Genomic DNA, 15,841 nt, shown 5'->3' on the forward strand with positions numbered 1-15,841 from the left:
TCAGCCCTGCGGGTGCAGCAGCACGCCGGGGGCGTAGGCGATGAAGAACGGGTTCTCGAACCCCGGCTTGCCATAGGTCAGCGGTGTGTGGTCGTCGAAGCGCACCACCTCGCCCCCCGCGCCGCGCAGGATCGCGTCGCCGGCCGCCGTGTCCCACTCCATCGTCCGGCCGAGGCGGGGGTAGAGGTCCGCCTCGCCCGTCGCCACGAGGCAGAACTTGAGCGAGGAGCCCGCCGAGGTCATGTCGCGCACCCCGTAGCGGCCGATGTAGTCGTCGGTCGCCTGGTCGCGGTGCGACTTGGAGGCGACGACCATCAGCCCGCGGTTGTCTGGCATCGGGTTGACGCCGATCGCGTGGATCGCGCCGATCTCGGGGCCGAAGGGGCCGGTCTCCTCGACCGAGCGGCCGTCGGCGGTGGTGTAGAAGAGCCTCCCCTTGGCCGGGGCATAGACCACGCCGCGGACCGGGACGCCGTCCTGCACATAGGCGATGTTCACGGTGAAGTCGCCGCGGCGCTGCACGAACTCCTTGGTGCCGTCGAGCGGGTCGACGATCAGGAAACTCGCGTGGGTCTGGGCGTGGGTCGCGGCCTGTTCCTCGGTCACCAGCGGGATGTGCGGGAACGCGGCGCGCAGCCCCTCCGAGATCAGCGCGTCGGCGGCCTCGTCGGCCTCGGTCACGGGCGAGGCGTCGGACTTGGCGCGGACCTCGAACTCGGGGCTGTCATAGACCTGCATGATCCGCGCCCCGGCGGCGAGCGCGAGACGGCGCATCTCGGAGGCGAGTGTATCGAATTGCATGGATAATCCCCTGCCGGCAGCGCCCCCGGAGCGGCCTTGGCCGGGTGGGCGAGATTGAATGATCCCCTGCCCTCACATATGATCGTCCCCGGGCCGATGAGCAAGCGCGCCCCCGCGTCCGGCCCGATTCCCCGACCGTTCCGGCGTCCTTCATCCAGCCCCGAGACCCGCCCGCCATGTTCGTCCAGCGCCGCACCCGCAACCTGTTCGAGGCCGTGTTCACCACCGGCGCGCTGATCTATCACCAGACGGTGCACAACCTGCGCCAGGGTCACTCCAACGCGCTGATGAGCATCGCCATGACGGTGCTGCAATCGCTGGTGATGATCATCGGCTTCCTGGCGATGTACTGGATCTTCGGCGTCCGGCGCTCGCCGATCCGCGGCGATTTCCTGATGTTCATCATGTCGGGGATCTTCATGTTCATGGCCTTCAACCAGGCCATGGGGAAGGTCGCGGGTGCCGGCAACTCGCAGAGCGCGATGCTCAAGCACGGGCCGATGAACACCGCCATCGCCATGAGCGGGGCGGCGCTGTCGGCGCTTTACACGAACGTGCTGTCGGCCACGCTGATCTACGGGCTCTACCACAACTTCATGAACCCCGAGCCGATCGAGAACATCCCGGCGACGCTGGGGATGCTGATCTTTTCGTGGTTCTCGGGGTGCAGCCTCGGGCTGATCTTCCTGTCGATCAACACCTGGTTTCCGACCGCCGGGAAGATCATCACCCAGCTGGCGCGGCGGGTGAACATGATCGCCTCGGGCAAGATGTTCGTGGCCAACACGATGCCGACATTCCTGTTGTCGATGTTCGACTGGAATCCGTTGTTCCATATCATCGACCAGACCCGCGGTTTCGTTTTCATCAATTACGTGCCGCGCAATTCCAATCTGGAATATCCGTTCTATTTCACCCTGGCGATGCTGATGATCGGATTGATGGCGGAATTCGTGACGCGCAATTCCGTCTCGTTGAGCTGGTCGGCGGGGCGTTGAGCAGGCGCGCCCTCGGGCGGCGTGGGGCGATGCACGAAGTGTCCGATGTTCGCGCAGCGTTCATGCAGCGTTCATGCACAGTTCATGCGAACGATCATGCGAAACCTCATGCGCCGCCGGTCGGCCCCGCCACCCGCAGCGTGAGGTTCACCCGCCCGCCGCCCGGCACGAGGTCCGAGCTGCCCGCGCGGATGCGGTCGATGCCGTGGTGGACGAGCCGCCCTGCCCCGGCCAGCACCACCAGGTCGCCCGAGTTGAGCCACAGGCTCTGCGTCGGGCCGCCACGCTCGACCCCGCCGACCCGGAACAGCGCCGAGTCGCCGAGGCTGACCGAGACCACCGGCCAGCCAAGCTCGGCCTCGTCGCGGTCCTGGTGCAGCCCCATCCGCGCGCCTTCGCGGTAGAGGTTCACGAGGCACGAGTCGGGCGCCACCGCCGCCCCCGTCACCTTGGCCCACAGCGCCAGCAGCCGCGCCGGGATCGGCGGCCACGCCCGCCCGTCCGGCTGGCGCGGCTCGTAGCGGTAGCCGCGCCGGTCGCTGGTCCAGCCGAGCGCGCCGGCCGAGGTCATCGCCACGCTCAGCGGCTTGCCCCACCGCGTCATCGGCCGCACCGGGGGTGCCGCGTCCCAGATCGCCGCGACCTCGCCCATCAGCGCCGCCTGCTCACCCGCGTCGAGCCGCCCAGGCCAGACCCCCACCCCGCCCAGATCGAGCGGGGCCGCAGGGCGCGCGGCCGGGGCGGAGGGGGGCTGCGGAGCAGCGGATTTCACGGGTAAAATCCTCTCGGCAAGGGGGGGCTGCGCGGCTTGCACGGCCGAAACCGCCTCCTATATAGCGTTGCGAAGCCTGCGGGGGCAGCCCCGCGGCCAAGCATGACACTCGGGATTGGGGCGCGGGGGCCGCGGACGGACCCGCATCCCGCACCATCGCCGCAAGAAAGGTATATCGCATGACCAAAGTCATCGGCATCGACCTCGGGACCACCAACAGCTGCGTCGCCATCATGGACGGCAGCCAGCCCCGCGTCATCGAGAACGCAGAGGGCGCGCGCACCACGCCGTCCATCGTCGCCTTCACCGAGAGCGAGCGGCTCGTCGGCCAGCCGGCCAAGCGCCAGGCCGTCACCAACCCGGAAAATACCATCTTCGCCGTCAAGCGCCTGATCGGCCGTCGCGTGAACGACCCGGCCGTCGAGAAGGACCGCAAGCTGGTCCCCTATTCGATCGTCGACGGCGGCAACGGCGATGCGTGGGTTGAATCCCGCGGCGAGAAATACTCGCCCGCGCAGATCAGCGCCATGATCCTGCAGAAGATGAAGGAAACCGCCGAGAGCTACCTCGGCGAGAAGGTCGAGCAGGCGGTCATCACCGTCCCGGCCTACTTCAACGACGCCCAGCGGCAGGCGACCAAGGACGCCGGCAAGATCGCCGGCCTCGACGTGCTGCGCATCATCAATGAGCCGACGGCGGCGGCGCTGGCCTACGGCCTCGACAAGAAGGACAGCAAGACGATCGCGGTCTATGACCTCGGCGGCGGCACCTTCGACATCACCATCCTGGAAATCGACGACGGCCTGTTCGAGGTGAAATCGACCAACGGGGACACGTTCCTCGGCGGCGAGGACTTCGACATGCGGATCGTCCAGTTCCTGGCCGACGAGTTCAAGAAAGAGCACGGCGTCGACCTGACCAAGGACAAGATGGCGCTGCAGCGGCTCAAGGAAGCCGCCGAGAAGGCCAAGATCGAGCTCAGCTCCTCGAGCCAGACCGAGATCAACCAGCCGTTCATCTCGATGGACAAGCAGAGCGGCGTGCCGCTGCACATGGTCGTCAAGCTGACCCGCGCCAAGCTGGAAAGCCTGGTCGGCGACCTGATCAAGAAGACCATGGACCCCTGCAAGGCGGCGCTGAAGGATGCCGGCCTGTCGAAGGGCGACATCGACGAGGTGATCCTCGTCGGCGGCCAGACCCGGATGCCGAAGGTGGTCGAGGAAGTGACCGCGTTCTTCGGGAAAGAGCCCCACAAGGGCGTCAACCCCGACGAGGTCGTGGCGCTGGGCGCGGCGATCCAGGGCGGCGTGCTGCAGGGCGACGTCAAGGACGTGGTGCTCTTGGACGTGACCCCGCTGTCGCTGGGGATCGAGACGCTGGGCGGCGTGTTCACCCGGCTGATCGACCGCAACACCACCATCCCGACCAAGAAGTCGCAGACCTTCTCGACCGCCGAGGACAACCAGAACGCGGTGACCATCCGCGTCTTCCAGGGCGAGCGCGAGATGGCGGCCGACAACAAGATGCTGGGCCAGTTCAACCTCGAGGACATTCCGCCGGCCCCGCGCGGGATGCCGCAGATCGAGGTGACCTTCGACATCGACGCCAACGGCATCGTCTCGGTCTCGGCCAAGGACAAGGGCACCGGCAAGTCGCAGAACATCACCATCCAGGCGTCGGGTGGCCTCAGCGACGAGGACATCGAGAAGATGGTCAAGGACGCCGAGGCCAATGCCGAGGCCGACAAGGGCCGCCGCGAGCTGGTCGAAACCCGCAACCAGGCCGAAAGCCTGCTGCACTCGACCAAGAAATCGCTCGATGAGCATGGCGACAAGGTCGACAGCTCGACCGTCGAGGCGATCGAACTGGCCTCGGGCGCGCTGGAAGAGGCGCTGAAGTCCGAGGATGCCGGCAAGATCAAGGGCGGCATCCAGAACCTGATGGATGCGTCGATGAAGCTGGGCGAGGCCATCTACAAGGCCGGCCAGACCAGCGAGGACTCGGGCGAGCGCGAGGACGGGCCGCGCGATGTCGATGACGACATCGTGGACGCCGACTTCGAGGATCTGGGCGAGAACAAGCGCAAGTAAGCGCGAGGGATGACCGGACCGGCCCGCGCACCACACGCGGGCCGGTCTTTTCGTGAAGGGGCGGCCTTTGGCAGGCCGCAATGGCACGGACAGAGATGGCAAAGCGCGACTTTTACGACGTTCTGGGGGTCTCGCGCAGCGCGAGCGGCGACGAGATCAAGCGGGCCTACCGCAACAAGGCCAAGGCGCTGCACCCGGACCTCAACCCCGACTGCAAGGTTTCCGAGGCCGACTTCAAGGCCGTGAACGAGGCCTATGACTGCCTCAAGGACCCGCAGCGCAAGGCGGCCTATGACCGCTTCGGCCATGCCGCGTTCGAGAACGGCGGCGGCGGTTTCGGCGGCTTCGGCGGGCGCGGCCCGCAGGGCGACTTCGGCGCGGCCTTCGCCGACGTGTTCGAGGATCTCTTCGGCGAGTTCGTCAACGCCCGTCAGGGCGGTGGCGGGCGGGCGCGGGCGGCGCGCGGCGCGGACCTGCGCTACAACCTGCGCGTGACGCTGGAAGAGGCGTATCGCGGCCTCGACAAGACCATCACCGTACCGGGCGCGGTGGCGTGTTCGGCCTGCAACGGCACCGGGGCCGAGGGGGCCGTCGAGCCCGCGACCTGCCCGACCTGCGCCGGCATGGGCAAGGTGCGCGCGAGCCAGGGGTTCTTCACCGTCGAGCGCAGCTGCCCGACCTGCAACGGCAACGGCCAGATCGTGAAGAACCCGTGCAAGTCCTGCGCCGGCGCCGGCCGCGTGGCCGAGGACCGGACGCTGTCGGTGACGATCCCCGCGGGGGTCGAGACGGGCACCCGCATCCGGCTGGCCGGCGAGGGCGAGGCCGGGATGCGCGGCGGGCCGGCGGGCGACCTCTATATCTTCGTCGAGGTGCGCGAGCACCCGATCTTCGTGCGCGACGGCCGGACGCTCGCCTGCCAGGTGCCGGTGGGGATGGCCAAGGCCGCGCTTGGCGGCGAGGTCGAGGTGCCGACGATCGACGGCGGCCGCAGCCGGGTCAAGGTGCCCGCCGGCAGCCAGACCGGCCGGCAGATGCGGCTGCGCGGCAAGGGGATGCCGCCCTTGCGCCACGGCGCGGGGATGGGCGGCGAGCCCGGCGACATGGTGATCGAGCTGGTCGTCGAGACCCCCGTCAACTTGACCGCGCGGCAGCGCGAGCTGATGCGCGAGTTCGACGAGATCGCCGCCGACAACCATCCGCAGACGGAAAGTTTCTTCTCGAAGATCAAGAGCTTCTGGGACGGGCTGTCGGCCTGACCGGAGACGTCGGGCTGGCGTCGCGGGTGTCGTGGGGGCTGTCTGCCCCCACGCACGCGTGCCGCGTGCTTCCCCCGAGGATATTTGCGTCCAGCCCGAGGGGGGGCGTGCCGGCGTTAACGGGGGCTTAAGGAGTCCTGTGCCAGCGTCGGCGCATGAGCACGAATCACGCCTTTCACGAAGCCCCCGCCCCGCTCTTCGGCCTGATCGGCGCCGAGGATGAGTGCATTGCCCTGCCCACCGCCTCGGCGGGACGGATGGCCGCGCGCACGGTCGCACGGCCTCCGAGCTACCTCGCCGACCACCGCGCGCGGCTGCGCGAGCGTTTTCTCGCGGGCGGCGCGGCGGCGATGCCGGATTACGAACTGCTCGAGCTGATCCTGTTCCGCGCCGTGCCGCGGCAGGACATGAAGCCGCTGGCGCGCCGGTTGCTCGAGCGGTTCGGGGACTTCAACCGGGTGATCTCGGCCGAGCCCGCCCAGCTCGGGCAGGTCGAGGGCGTGGGTCCGGCGATCATCGCCGAGCTGAAGATCGTCGAGGCGTCGGCCCAGCGGCTGGCGCGCTCGAAGGTGATGAACCGGCCGGTGCTGACCAGCTGGGCGGCGCTGATCGACTATTGCCACACGGCGATGGCGCACGCCCCGATCGAGCAGTTCCGGGTGCTCTATCTCGACCGCAAGAACGTGCTGATCGCCGACGACGAGCAGGCCCGGGGCACCGTCGATCACGTCCCGGTCTATCCGCGCGAGGTCGTCCGCCGGGCGCTCGAGTTGAATGCGAGCGCGATGATCCTCGTCCACAACCACCCCTCGGGCGACCCGACGCCCAGCGCGTCCGACATCACCATGACCCGCCAGATCGTCGCCGCTGCCGAGACGATGGGCATCACGGTCCACGACCACATCATCGTCGGCAAGAGCCGCGAGCTGAGCTTTCGGGGGACGGGGTTGTTGTAGGGCTGGCGGGGTGTGAAGGGTTTGGGCGGGGTGAGGCAGTGTCGCTGGAGTTGGTCCGTGCCCGGTATGGCGCAGGGGTTCGGCGTGGCGGGCAGCCGCGGCATGAGACCTCGACCTGCGCCGACACGTTGTCGAGCGGCTGCGGCATTGGTAGGGGATCGCGCGGCTCCACGCATCAGCGGGGTCGCTGGCGTTCCACGCATGAGCGTGGGACGCGGTGGCTCAACTCATTGGCGGGGGCTCGGTGACTCCACTCAAAAGGGGTCAGGGCCGCGGGCGATGCGTCTCCGATAATTTCGAACCTTAAGTAGGGTCCGATCTTGCTCAAGTAATTCCACTCGACCCACGGTGCCCGGATGGCTCTGTCGGACACCGACTTGACGACCCTGAACTTAAAGACCGCCAACTTGGGTTACCTGCCGATCGATCCGCACTGACGTATTAAGCGGTCCGGAGCGGTGAATCGGCTTCTAGGCCGCGGGTACCGACCCGGCTCTCAGCGCTCGATTGAACTGTCCAGAGCCCCCTGCGACCCCGCCGCGCGCCCGCCCGTAGACAGCATGGACAGGCCACCGCACCGCCTTTAGCTTCGCCGAAGCCGCCGCTCGAGAGGACCGTTGCCATGTCGCTGATCGACCGTCTCGGGATGCGGGTTGCGGTGATCCAGGCGCCGATGGCGGGGACCTCGACCCCGGCGCTCTCCGCCGCGGTGTCCGAGGCGGGGGGCCTTGGCTGCCTCGGGCTCGGCGCGATGCGGGCGGAGGAGGCGGCCGCCGCGATGGCCGAGACGCGCGCCCTCACCGCGCGGCCCTTCGGTGTCAACCTGTTCTGCCACAGGCCGGAGTCCAGCGACCCCGCGCGCCAGGCCGCATGGCTTGCCCGGCTCGCGCCGCATTTTGACCAGTTCGGCGCCACGCCGCCCGCGACGCTGCGCGACATCTATCCCAGTTTCACCCGGAACGACGCGCTGCTTGCAGCTGTCGTCGCCGCCGGGCCGGCGCTGGTCAGCTTTCACTTCGGCCTGCCCCGCCCCGATCAGATCGCGGCGCTCAGGGCGACCGGGGCGGTGCTCGCGGCGACGGCCACGTCGCCGGCCGAGGCAGAGGCGATCCACAAGGCCGGGCTGGACGCGGTGATCGCCCAGGGGTGGGAGGCCGGGGGCCACCGCGGGATCTTCGACCCGTCCGGGCCGGACGCGCGTCTCGGCACGCTCGATCTGGTCGCGGCGCTGGTGCCGCTGGGGCTGCCGGTGATCGCTGCGGGCGGGATCATGGACCGGCGGGACAGTCGGGCGGCGCTGGCCGCAGGGGCCGTCGCGGTGCAGTGCGGGACGGCGTTCCTCGCCGCGCCCGAGGCCGCCACGCCTGCGGCCCACCGCGCGGCGCTGTCCGGGGGCGCGACGGTGATGACGGCGGCGATCTCGGGCCGTCCGGCGCGGTGTTGCGCGAACCGGTTCACCGCGATCCCGGACGACGCGACGCCCGGCTATCCGATGACTTACGACGCGGGCAAGGCGCTCAATGCTGCGGCGCTGGCGGCGGGGGAGACGGGGTACGGCGCCCAGTGGGCGGGCACCGGCTGCGCGCGAACCGTCGCGCGGCCCGCGGCGGAGACGCTGGCGGCGCTGGCGCCGTGAGGGGTGGGGGTGCGGCAGCGGATCAGGGCTCGCGGGGCTCGCGTCGGGAGTAGCCTGGGCGGTGGTGATTGGTCTGAAAGAGCGCGGCATACGGGCTGACAAATGCGGGGTTTCATTGCTCTTGTGACGCGCTTCGAAGCCGCTTCAGTCACCGGAGCAATTCCCGGTCAAGGAATTTGGCTTAAGAGGTGCCGACCGAGGAGGAGCAAGCTCCCAGAAAGTCCTTTGCAAAGGCGATTGAGGAGGGCGCCGCTCCGCGCACGACTAGGCAAATGGCGACCACTTCCCTGAATTGGGTGCATTGTGCTGCGACACGCTGGTATGGTTACCGCTCCTGCTCGACCACAGGATCAGGAAGGCAGAACAAGCCGGCGGAAGCGCGCTGCGTCTGCGGCACTGGTGACGCAATGGGGGAGCGGCTTCGGCGAGTTTGCTGTGCGGCGGAGCGGAATGTGCAGTCGTGGCCAGTCCGTCAGCCATCGCCCGATGAGGCCCTCCGGTCAGCAAGCACGATCGGTAGGTCAGCCAGGTGCCGACCGACCAAAACGACGCGTCGGGCGTTGAGGCTGGGTCCGTGCAGCGGAGCGGTTTCCGCCGCACCCGCACCGAAGCGAAGCGGCCCGAAGGCGCCGGGAGTTCGATTGCGGTTGTCTCGATGCTGAACTAGATGTGCCGTGGCTGCTGGCGCATACAGGCGCCTCGTGAGCCACGGGGTCCATCCGCGCCATTCGCACGCTGCGCGGAACCCCGCACCGGCGCAGTGCGGCCACCTGGAGCATCCTCAATATGCGCTTCCAACGGAGTCAGCGTTGCCCGTCACCTTGCAGAATGAGCCGGGTTGTCGGATTGCCGGAGGTGATCAGCACCGGGCCTTGGGCGGTGCCGCCCCTTCGGGCACGCATCGCGGCGTGAGCACTGGCGCGCGTTGATACCTCGGGAACGCTTGCGCCCTACCCGCGCCCGTGCCGACGCCTGCTTTTCGGGTTGGCCAGATTTTGCGCGCTGCGGCGGCTTGAACCGTGCACCGCCTGTGCCTGCGCCTGGCCTCACACCCAGCTTCCGCGCCTCAAGGCGGGCCGGGCCACCTCGCCCCGCCCCACCTGGCTCACACCACGAATTCGTCCCGCCCGTAGCCCTGCAGATAGAGCAGCGCGGTCAGGTCGCCGTGGTTTACGCGCACCCGCGCCTGCGCGGCCACCACCGGTTTGGCGTGCATCGCCACCCCGGTTCCCGCCAGCTGCAGCATCCCGAGGTCGTTGGCGCCGTCGCCCACCGCCATCGCGTCGGCGGGGGTGAGGCCGCGGGTGGCGGTGATCTCGACCAGCGCGTCGACCTTGGCCTCGCGCCCGAGGATCGGCAGGCCGACGCGGCCGCTCAGCCGTCCCGCCCCGTCGTCCAGCAGCACGTTGGCGCGCTGCTCGTCGAAGCCGAGCTGATCGGCGACCGGGCCGGTGAAATCGGTGAAGCCGCCCGAGGCGAGCGCCGTCCAGGCGCCGTTCGCCTTCATCGTCGCGACCAGCGTGCGACCGCCGGGGGCGAGGGTGATGCGCTCGGCCAGCACCTCCGCGATGACCGAGACGGGCAGGCCGGCGAGGAGACCGACGCGCTCGATCAGCGCCTCGTGGAAGTTCAGCTCGCCGTTCATCGCCCGGGCGGTGATGGCCGCGACGCGGGGGCCGACGCCGGCCATGTCGGCCAGCTCGTCCAGGCACTCCTGCTCGATCATGGTCGAATCCATGTCGGCCAGCAGCACCGCCTTGCGCCGGTTGGCGGTGGGCTGCACGGCGAGGTCGAAGCCCTGCGCGTCGGCCTCGGCCCAGGCGGCGTCGAAGTCCTCGGGCCAGGCGGGGATGGCGAACTCGACCGCGGTGCCCTGGTCGAGCCAGAGGGCGCTGCCCCCGCCCCAGCGGCGCTGCAGCGCGACGATGGTGTCGTCGTCGAGGTCGGCGCGCGCCGGCGCGGCCATGAGGCTGACGGTGTACATCCGGGCGCATCCCCTCTTGCGGTGGTGCGGCTCGCTTACGGCGAAACCGGGGGCGGCGCCAGCCCGACGCGGGGGCGCCTAGATCCATAGGGTGGTTGAATGTCGTCATTGCCTCAGGTGATGCCGGCCGGTTTGTTGCATTGACTCGCGGCCCGGCCGCCGCGCCAAATCGACGCATTCCAGTTCGCGGGAGGGGACAGAGATGGCGCAGGCCGATCTGGTGCTTGAGGGCGGGACGATCTGGTGCGGCGCCGGGCTGCCGGCGGTCGAGGCGCTGGCCGTGGCGGGCGACCGTGTGCTGGCCACCGGCACCGCCGAGGAGATGCGCGCGCTCGCCGGGCCGACGACGCGGCGCATCGACCTGAGGGGCCGGTTCGCCATGCCGGGGCTTTACGACGCGCATATGCATCTGCTGCCCTTGGGGGTGTGGATGTCGCACGTCGATCTGCGGCCGTCGGTCGTCGGCACGCTCGACGGGCTGCTGGCGGCGCTGCGCGACCGGGCGGCGGTGACGCCTGAGGGCGGTTGGGTGCTGGGGCGCGGCTTCAACCACTTCCTGCTCGACGTGAAGCGCTTTCCGCACCGCGACGAACTCGACGCCGCCTGCCCCGATCACCCGGTCTATATCGTGCGCACCGACGGCCACTCGGGCGTGGCCAACAGCCGGGCGCTGGCGCTGGCCGGGATCAGCGAGGCCACGCCGTCGCCCGAGGGCGGGCTGATCGAGCGCGACGACGCCGGGCGGCTGACCGGGATGCTGGCCGAGACGGGGCGCGAGCCGCTGCTGGCGGTGCTGCCCGAATATTCCATCGACGAACTCGTGGACGGGATCGAGCGCGCCGGGCGGGTGCTGCTCAGCCACGGCATCACCTCGTGCATGGAGGCGGCGATCGGGCTGCTCGACGGGTGGAACGACATGCTCGCCTATCGCCGCGCCCACGCCGAGGGGCGTCTGCCGGTGCGCACCTACGGCTGCGTGATGGGCGACAAGACCCGCTCGATCCTCGATCAGGCGATGGCCGAGGGACTGGTCACGGGCAAGGGCGATGCGATGTTCCGCATCGGGCCGGTCAAGATCTTCACCGATGGCAGCGCTGGGTCGAAGACCGCGGCGATGACCTGGGACTACAAGGGCGATCCCGGCAACAAGGGGCTGCTCTGCATCCCTGATCAGGCAGAACTCGACGCGATGGTGCGCACCGCCCATGACGCGGGCTGGCAGATGGGCATCCACGCCATCGGCGACGCGGCGATCGAGGAGGTGCTGAACGCCATCGAGGCGGCGCTTCAGGCCACGCCCGCGCCCGACCGGCGGCACCGGATCGAGCATTGCGGCTGGCTGCGGCCCGACCAGATGGACCGGCTGGTGCGGCTGGGCGTGCTGCCGGTGGCGCAGGCCTCGTTCCTCTACTGGTTCGGGGACAACTACGCGACCGTGGCCGAGGCCGACCGGATCGCGGCCTCGCACCCGTTCCGGGACTGGGTGGATCGGGGGGTGAATCCCTCGGCCTCGACCGACTGCCCGGTGACCGAGATCGACCCGCGCCCGGTGATCTACAACATGGTGACGCGCAAGACGCAGGGCGGCACGGTCTTCGGTCCCGAGCAGCGGTTGAGCGTCGAGGAGACGCTGCACGCCTATACCGTGGGCTCGGCCCATGCCTCGCACGACGAGGCCGAGAAGGGCCGGCTGGTCCCGGGCCAGCTGGCCGACATCGCCGTCTTCGACCGCGACCTGCGGCGCATCGACCCCGAAGAAATCCTCGGCGCGGTGTGCGAGATGACGCTGCTCGGCGGCAAGGTGGTCCATGAGCGCGAGGCGCCCGCATGATCAACGCGCTGCTCAACCGCCTGCTGTTGTCGATCCCGGTGCTGATCGGGGTGGTGATCTTCGGGTTCCTGCTCATCAAGCTCGCTCCCGGCGATCCGGCGCAGATCATGGCCGGCCCTGCCGCGACGCCCGAGATCGTCGCCCAGATCCGCGAAGAGATGGGGCTCGACCGCTCGCTGATCGCGCAGCTCGGCGCCTATGCGGGGCGGCTGGTGCAGGGCGACCTCGGGCGGTCGCTGATTTCCAACAAGACGGTGGTGAGCGAGCTCGGCGCGGCCATCGTGCCGACGGTCGAGCTGATGGTCGCCTCGCTGATCTGGGCGGTGCCCTTGGGGATCGGGATGGGCACGCTGGCGGCGGTCAAGCGCGGCTCGGTGATCGACCGGATCATCATGGCGCTGTCGGTGGCGGGCGTGTCGCTGCCGATCTTCTTCATCGCGCTGGTGCTGATGCAGTTCCTGGGCGTCACACTGCAGTGGTTCCCGTTCATGGGCCGGGGCGGGCCGCTGTGGACGCTGGACGGCTTGCGCCACATCGTCATCCCGGCGCTGTCGCTGGGTCTGATCTTCGTCGGGCCGGTGGCGCGGATGACGCGCTCGAGCGTGCTCGAGGTGCTGCGGCTCGACCATGTGCGGACCGCGCGCGCCAAGGGGCTGCGCGAGACGCGGGTGATCCTGCGCCACGCGCTCAGAAACGCGCTGATCCCGGTGGTGACGCTGATCGGGCTGCAGGCCGGCTATCTGCTGGGGGGCGCGGTGGTGACCGAGACGATCTTCTCCTATCCCGGCATCGGGCGACTGGCCGTCGGCGCGATCCTGTCGTCGGATTTCCCGCTGGCGCAGGGGACGATCCTCGTCCTCGCGCTCGGCTTCATCGTCATCAACATGATCGTGGACATGCTCTACGCCGTGCTCGACCCGCGGGCGCAGAAGTCATGAGCGCCGCACCCGCACCCGCCCCCGCACCCACCGCCACCGCCCCGACCGCCGAGGCCGCAGCCCCGCAGCGCCGCGCGTGGTATGCGCAGCTTCTGCGCGACCCGGCGGCGGCGATCGCCATCGCGGTGTTCCTGGCCATCGCGCTCGCCGCGGTGCTCGCGCCGTGGATCGCGCCCCATGACCCGGCCGAGAGCAGCCGCAGCATCATGCAGCCCCCCGTCTGGGCCGAGCGCGGCACGACCGAGTTCTGGCTCGGCACCGACGGGCAGGGCCGCGACATCCTGAGCCGACTTCTGTGGGGGACGCGGCTCACGCTGCTCATGGGCCTTGCCGCGGTGATCCTCGGCGGCGGGGTCGGCGCGCTGCTGGGCCTGCTCGCGGCGTTCTATCCGCGGCTTGACCCGTGGGTGATGCGCGGCGTGGACGTGATGCTGTCGTTTCCGGCGATCCTGCTGGGCCTCGCGCTCGTCGCGGTGATGGGGGCGGGGCTGGGGCCGGTGATCCTCGCCCTGGCCATCGCCACCGTTCCCGACACCGCGCGCATCGCCCGCTCGGTCGGCGTCGGCGTGATGAAGCAGGAGTTCATCGAGGCGGGGCGCGCCGTGGGCCTGTCGGATGCGGCGCTCTTCACCCGCTATCTGCTCAAGAACTGCATCTCGTCGATCATGATCTTCATGTCGCTCAGGTTCGGGCAGGTGATCCTGCTCGGGGCGGCGCTGTCGTTCCTGGGGCTCGGCGCCCGGCCGCCGGCGGCGGAGCTGGGCATGATGGCCTCGCAGGGGCGCGACTTCATGCTGTTTGCGCCGCATATCGCGATCATCCCCTCGGTGCTGATCTTCGTGATCGTGCTGACCGCCAATGTCGTGGGCGACGCGCTGCGCGACGTGCTGGACCCGAGGCTGCGAAGCTGACGAACGACCGCACAGACCAACCATAACGACCAACCATAACCAGCAGGAGGACCACCGAATGACGACCCCCACCCGCGTGACCGCGGCGGCGCTCGCCGCGCTTGTCCTTGCCGCGCCGCTCGCGCAGGCGGCCGAGATCACGCTGCTGCGCGAGATCGACGCCAACAACTACGACCCGCACAAGACCACCGCGCTCGCCGCGGCCGAGATCCTTTTCATGCTGGGCGACACGCTGGTGTCGATCGAGCCGGACATGAAGACCCTGACCCCGGGGCTGGCGAAAAGCTGGGAGGTGTCGCCGGACGGGCTGACCTACACCTTCCATCTGCGCGACGACGTGAAGTTCTGCGACGGTCGCGCCATGACCGCCGAGGACGTGGCCTGGTCGCTCAACCGTTGGATCAACCCCGAAACGAAGTCGCCGGTGAAGTGGCGCGCGGGCGAGGTCGAGAGCATCACTGCGACCGACCCGGTGACGCTGGTCTACAAGCTGAAGTCGCCCTTCTCGGAGCTGCTCTATCAGCTCACCCAGAGCTTTGCGACGGTGATCGACCGCAACCAGGTCGAGAAGCTCGGCGCCGATTTCGGCGTGCAGGGGATGAACGGCACCGGCCCGTTCTGCTGGGAGGCGTGGAACCCGCGCGACAAGATGACGATCACCAAGCACGCGGGTTACGCGTGGGGCCCGTCCTTCTACGAGAATAAGGGCGAGGCGCAGCTTGACCGCATCACCTGGCAGGTGGTGCCGGAGGAGAACACCCGCACCGTGGCGCTGATGACCGGACAGGCGCAGGCCACGCAGTATGTGCCCTACATCGCGCTCGAGCAGCTCAAGACCAGCCCGCAGCTGAACGTGGTGCAGTCGGATCACGCCTTCTGGACCTATTTCATCGGCTTCAAGATCGACCATCCGGTCGTCGCCGACGTCGCCGTGCGGAAGGCCATCAACATGGCCATCGACCAGGACGCGCTGGCCCGCGACCAGTTCTTCGGCGCCGTGAAGCCCGCCCACAGCTATATCAGCGAGGCGACGACGGACTATGACCCGACGCTGACGCCGACGCTGCTGAAGTATGACCCCGACGCGGCCAACAAGCTTCTGGACGAGGCGGGCTGGGTCATGGGCTCGGACGGGATCCGGGCCAAGGACGGCCAGCGGCTGGCCCCGGTCGGGTATTTCTTCACCGGCTCGACCTGGCAGCGGCTGGCCGAATACGTGCAGGCCGACCTGCGCAAGATCGGCGTGGACCTGCAGATCCAGGCCTTCGACGCGACGGTCGCCTGGGGCAAGATGGCCACGCAGGAGTTCGACATGTTCGGGATGAGCTATCCCTATGTCTCGGCGGGGGATGCGCTGAACCTGTACTTCCCCTCGACCAACATCCCGACGCCGAACCGGATGAACTGGAACGACCCCGAGACCGACGCGCTGCTGGCCGAGGGCAAGGCGGCGCTGGATGACGCGACCCGCGCCGCGGCCTACGGCAAGGTGCTGCACAAGGTGCATGACGCCGCGGTCTGGCTGCCGCTGATCCACGAGCCGCGGACGGTGGTGTCGTCCAAGACGCTCGCGCCGATCGTGCCGCACAGCAACTATGGCGCGGCGCTCTACAAGGGGCTGGACCTCAAGCTGGTCCAGTGACCCCTCCGGCGGGCGGGGGTGAC

General features: G+C 69.1%; 12 protein-coding genes. 9 read left to right on the top strand and 3 right to left on the bottom strand.

The genetic code is table 11. The annotated features are described in order from the left end of the window. A complete protein-coding gene (gene cysQ, locus HGN31_RS04795) occupies positions 1–801 on the bottom strand; it encodes a 3'(2'),5'-bisphosphate nucleotidase CysQ (RefSeq protein ID WP_168782494.1) in 801 nt (266 codons plus the stop codon). 176 nt (positions 802–977) lie between these two features. Here cysQ and HGN31_RS04800 point away from each other — a divergent pair, with 176 nt between their 5' ends. Further along, a complete protein-coding gene (locus tag HGN31_RS04800) occupies positions 978–1,799 on the top strand; it encodes an ABC transporter permease (RefSeq protein WP_168782495.1) in 822 nt (273 codons plus the stop codon). Positions 1,800–1,905: 106 nt separating this feature from the next. On the opposite strand, the gene HGN31_RS04805 is transcribed toward HGN31_RS04800, so the two are convergent. Beyond that, a complete protein-coding gene (locus tag HGN31_RS04805; protein WP_168782496.1) occupies positions 1,906–2,571 on the bottom strand; it encodes an alpha-ketoglutarate-dependent dioxygenase AlkB family protein in 666 nt (221 codons plus the stop codon). A gap of 179 nt (positions 2,572–2,750) precedes the next feature. Between HGN31_RS04805 and dnaK the strand changes: the two genes are divergently transcribed. From dnaK to HGN31_RS04825, 4 genes are all read left to right on the top strand, one after another. Further along, complete coding sequence (gene dnaK / locus HGN31_RS04810) at positions 2,751–4,661, top strand: molecular chaperone DnaK (protein ID WP_036730829.1); 1,911 nt, start codon at positions 2,751–2,753, stop codon at positions 4,659–4,661. A 95-nt stretch (positions 4,662–4,756) separates the two neighbouring features. After that, positions 4,757–5,920, top strand: coding sequence for a molecular chaperone DnaJ (gene dnaJ / locus HGN31_RS04815; protein ID WP_036701028.1), 1,164 nt, complete (start codon positions 4,757–4,759; stop codon positions 5,918–5,920). 155 nt (positions 5,921–6,075) lie between these two features. Further along, positions 6,076–6,876, top strand: a complete 801-nt coding sequence (radC, locus tag HGN31_RS04820) for a RadC family protein (RefSeq protein ID WP_168782497.1) — start codon at positions 6,076–6,078, stop codon at positions 6,874–6,876. A gap of 622 nt (positions 6,877–7,498) precedes the next feature. Next, a complete protein-coding gene (locus HGN31_RS04825; protein ID WP_036707589.1) occupies positions 7,499–8,512 on the top strand; it encodes an NAD(P)H-dependent flavin oxidoreductase in 1,014 nt (337 codons plus the stop codon). Between the two features lie 1,105 nt (positions 8,513–9,617). Here the strand turns inward: HGN31_RS04825 and serB are convergent. Beyond that, positions 9,618–10,496 carry a phosphoserine phosphatase SerB gene (gene serB, locus HGN31_RS04830; RefSeq protein WP_168782498.1) on the bottom strand — a complete coding sequence of 293 codons (879 nt, stop codon included), beginning with the start codon at positions 10,494–10,496 and terminating at the stop codon, positions 9,618–9,620. A 202-nt stretch (positions 10,497–10,698) separates the two neighbouring features. On the opposite strand from serB, the gene HGN31_RS04835 reads away from it, so the two are divergent. Genes HGN31_RS04835 through HGN31_RS04850 form a run of 4 tightly spaced genes read left to right on the top strand, consistent with a single transcriptional unit; the run spans position 10,699 to position 15,818 of the window. Next, entirely contained in the window at positions 10,699–12,327 is a 1,629-nt protein-coding gene (locus HGN31_RS04835) for an amidohydrolase (RefSeq protein WP_168782499.1), read from the top strand. Continuing rightward, complete coding sequence (locus tag HGN31_RS04840) at positions 12,324–13,265, top strand: ABC transporter permease (RefSeq protein WP_168782500.1); 942 nt, start codon at positions 12,324–12,326, stop codon at positions 13,263–13,265. The genes HGN31_RS04835 and HGN31_RS04840 overlap by 4 nt, the downstream gene beginning before the upstream one ends. Continuing rightward, positions 13,262–14,176, top strand: a complete 915-nt coding sequence (locus HGN31_RS04845) for an ABC transporter permease (protein WP_168782501.1) — start codon at positions 13,262–13,264, stop codon at positions 14,174–14,176. Before HGN31_RS04840 ends, HGN31_RS04845 begins: the two co-directional genes overlap by 4 nt. Positions 14,177–14,234: 58 nt before the next feature. Beyond that, positions 14,235–15,818: an ABC transporter substrate-binding protein gene (locus tag HGN31_RS04850; RefSeq protein ID WP_168782502.1), complete on the top strand. Its 1,584-nt coding sequence runs from the start codon at positions 14,235–14,237 to the stop codon at positions 15,816–15,818. Positions 15,819–15,841 lie beyond the last annotated feature (23 nt).

It is taken from the genome of Paracoccus sanguinis, from assembly GCF_012689545.1.
Lineage (GTDB): Bacteria > Pseudomonadota > Alphaproteobacteria > Rhodobacterales > Rhodobacteraceae > Paracoccus > Paracoccus panacisoli.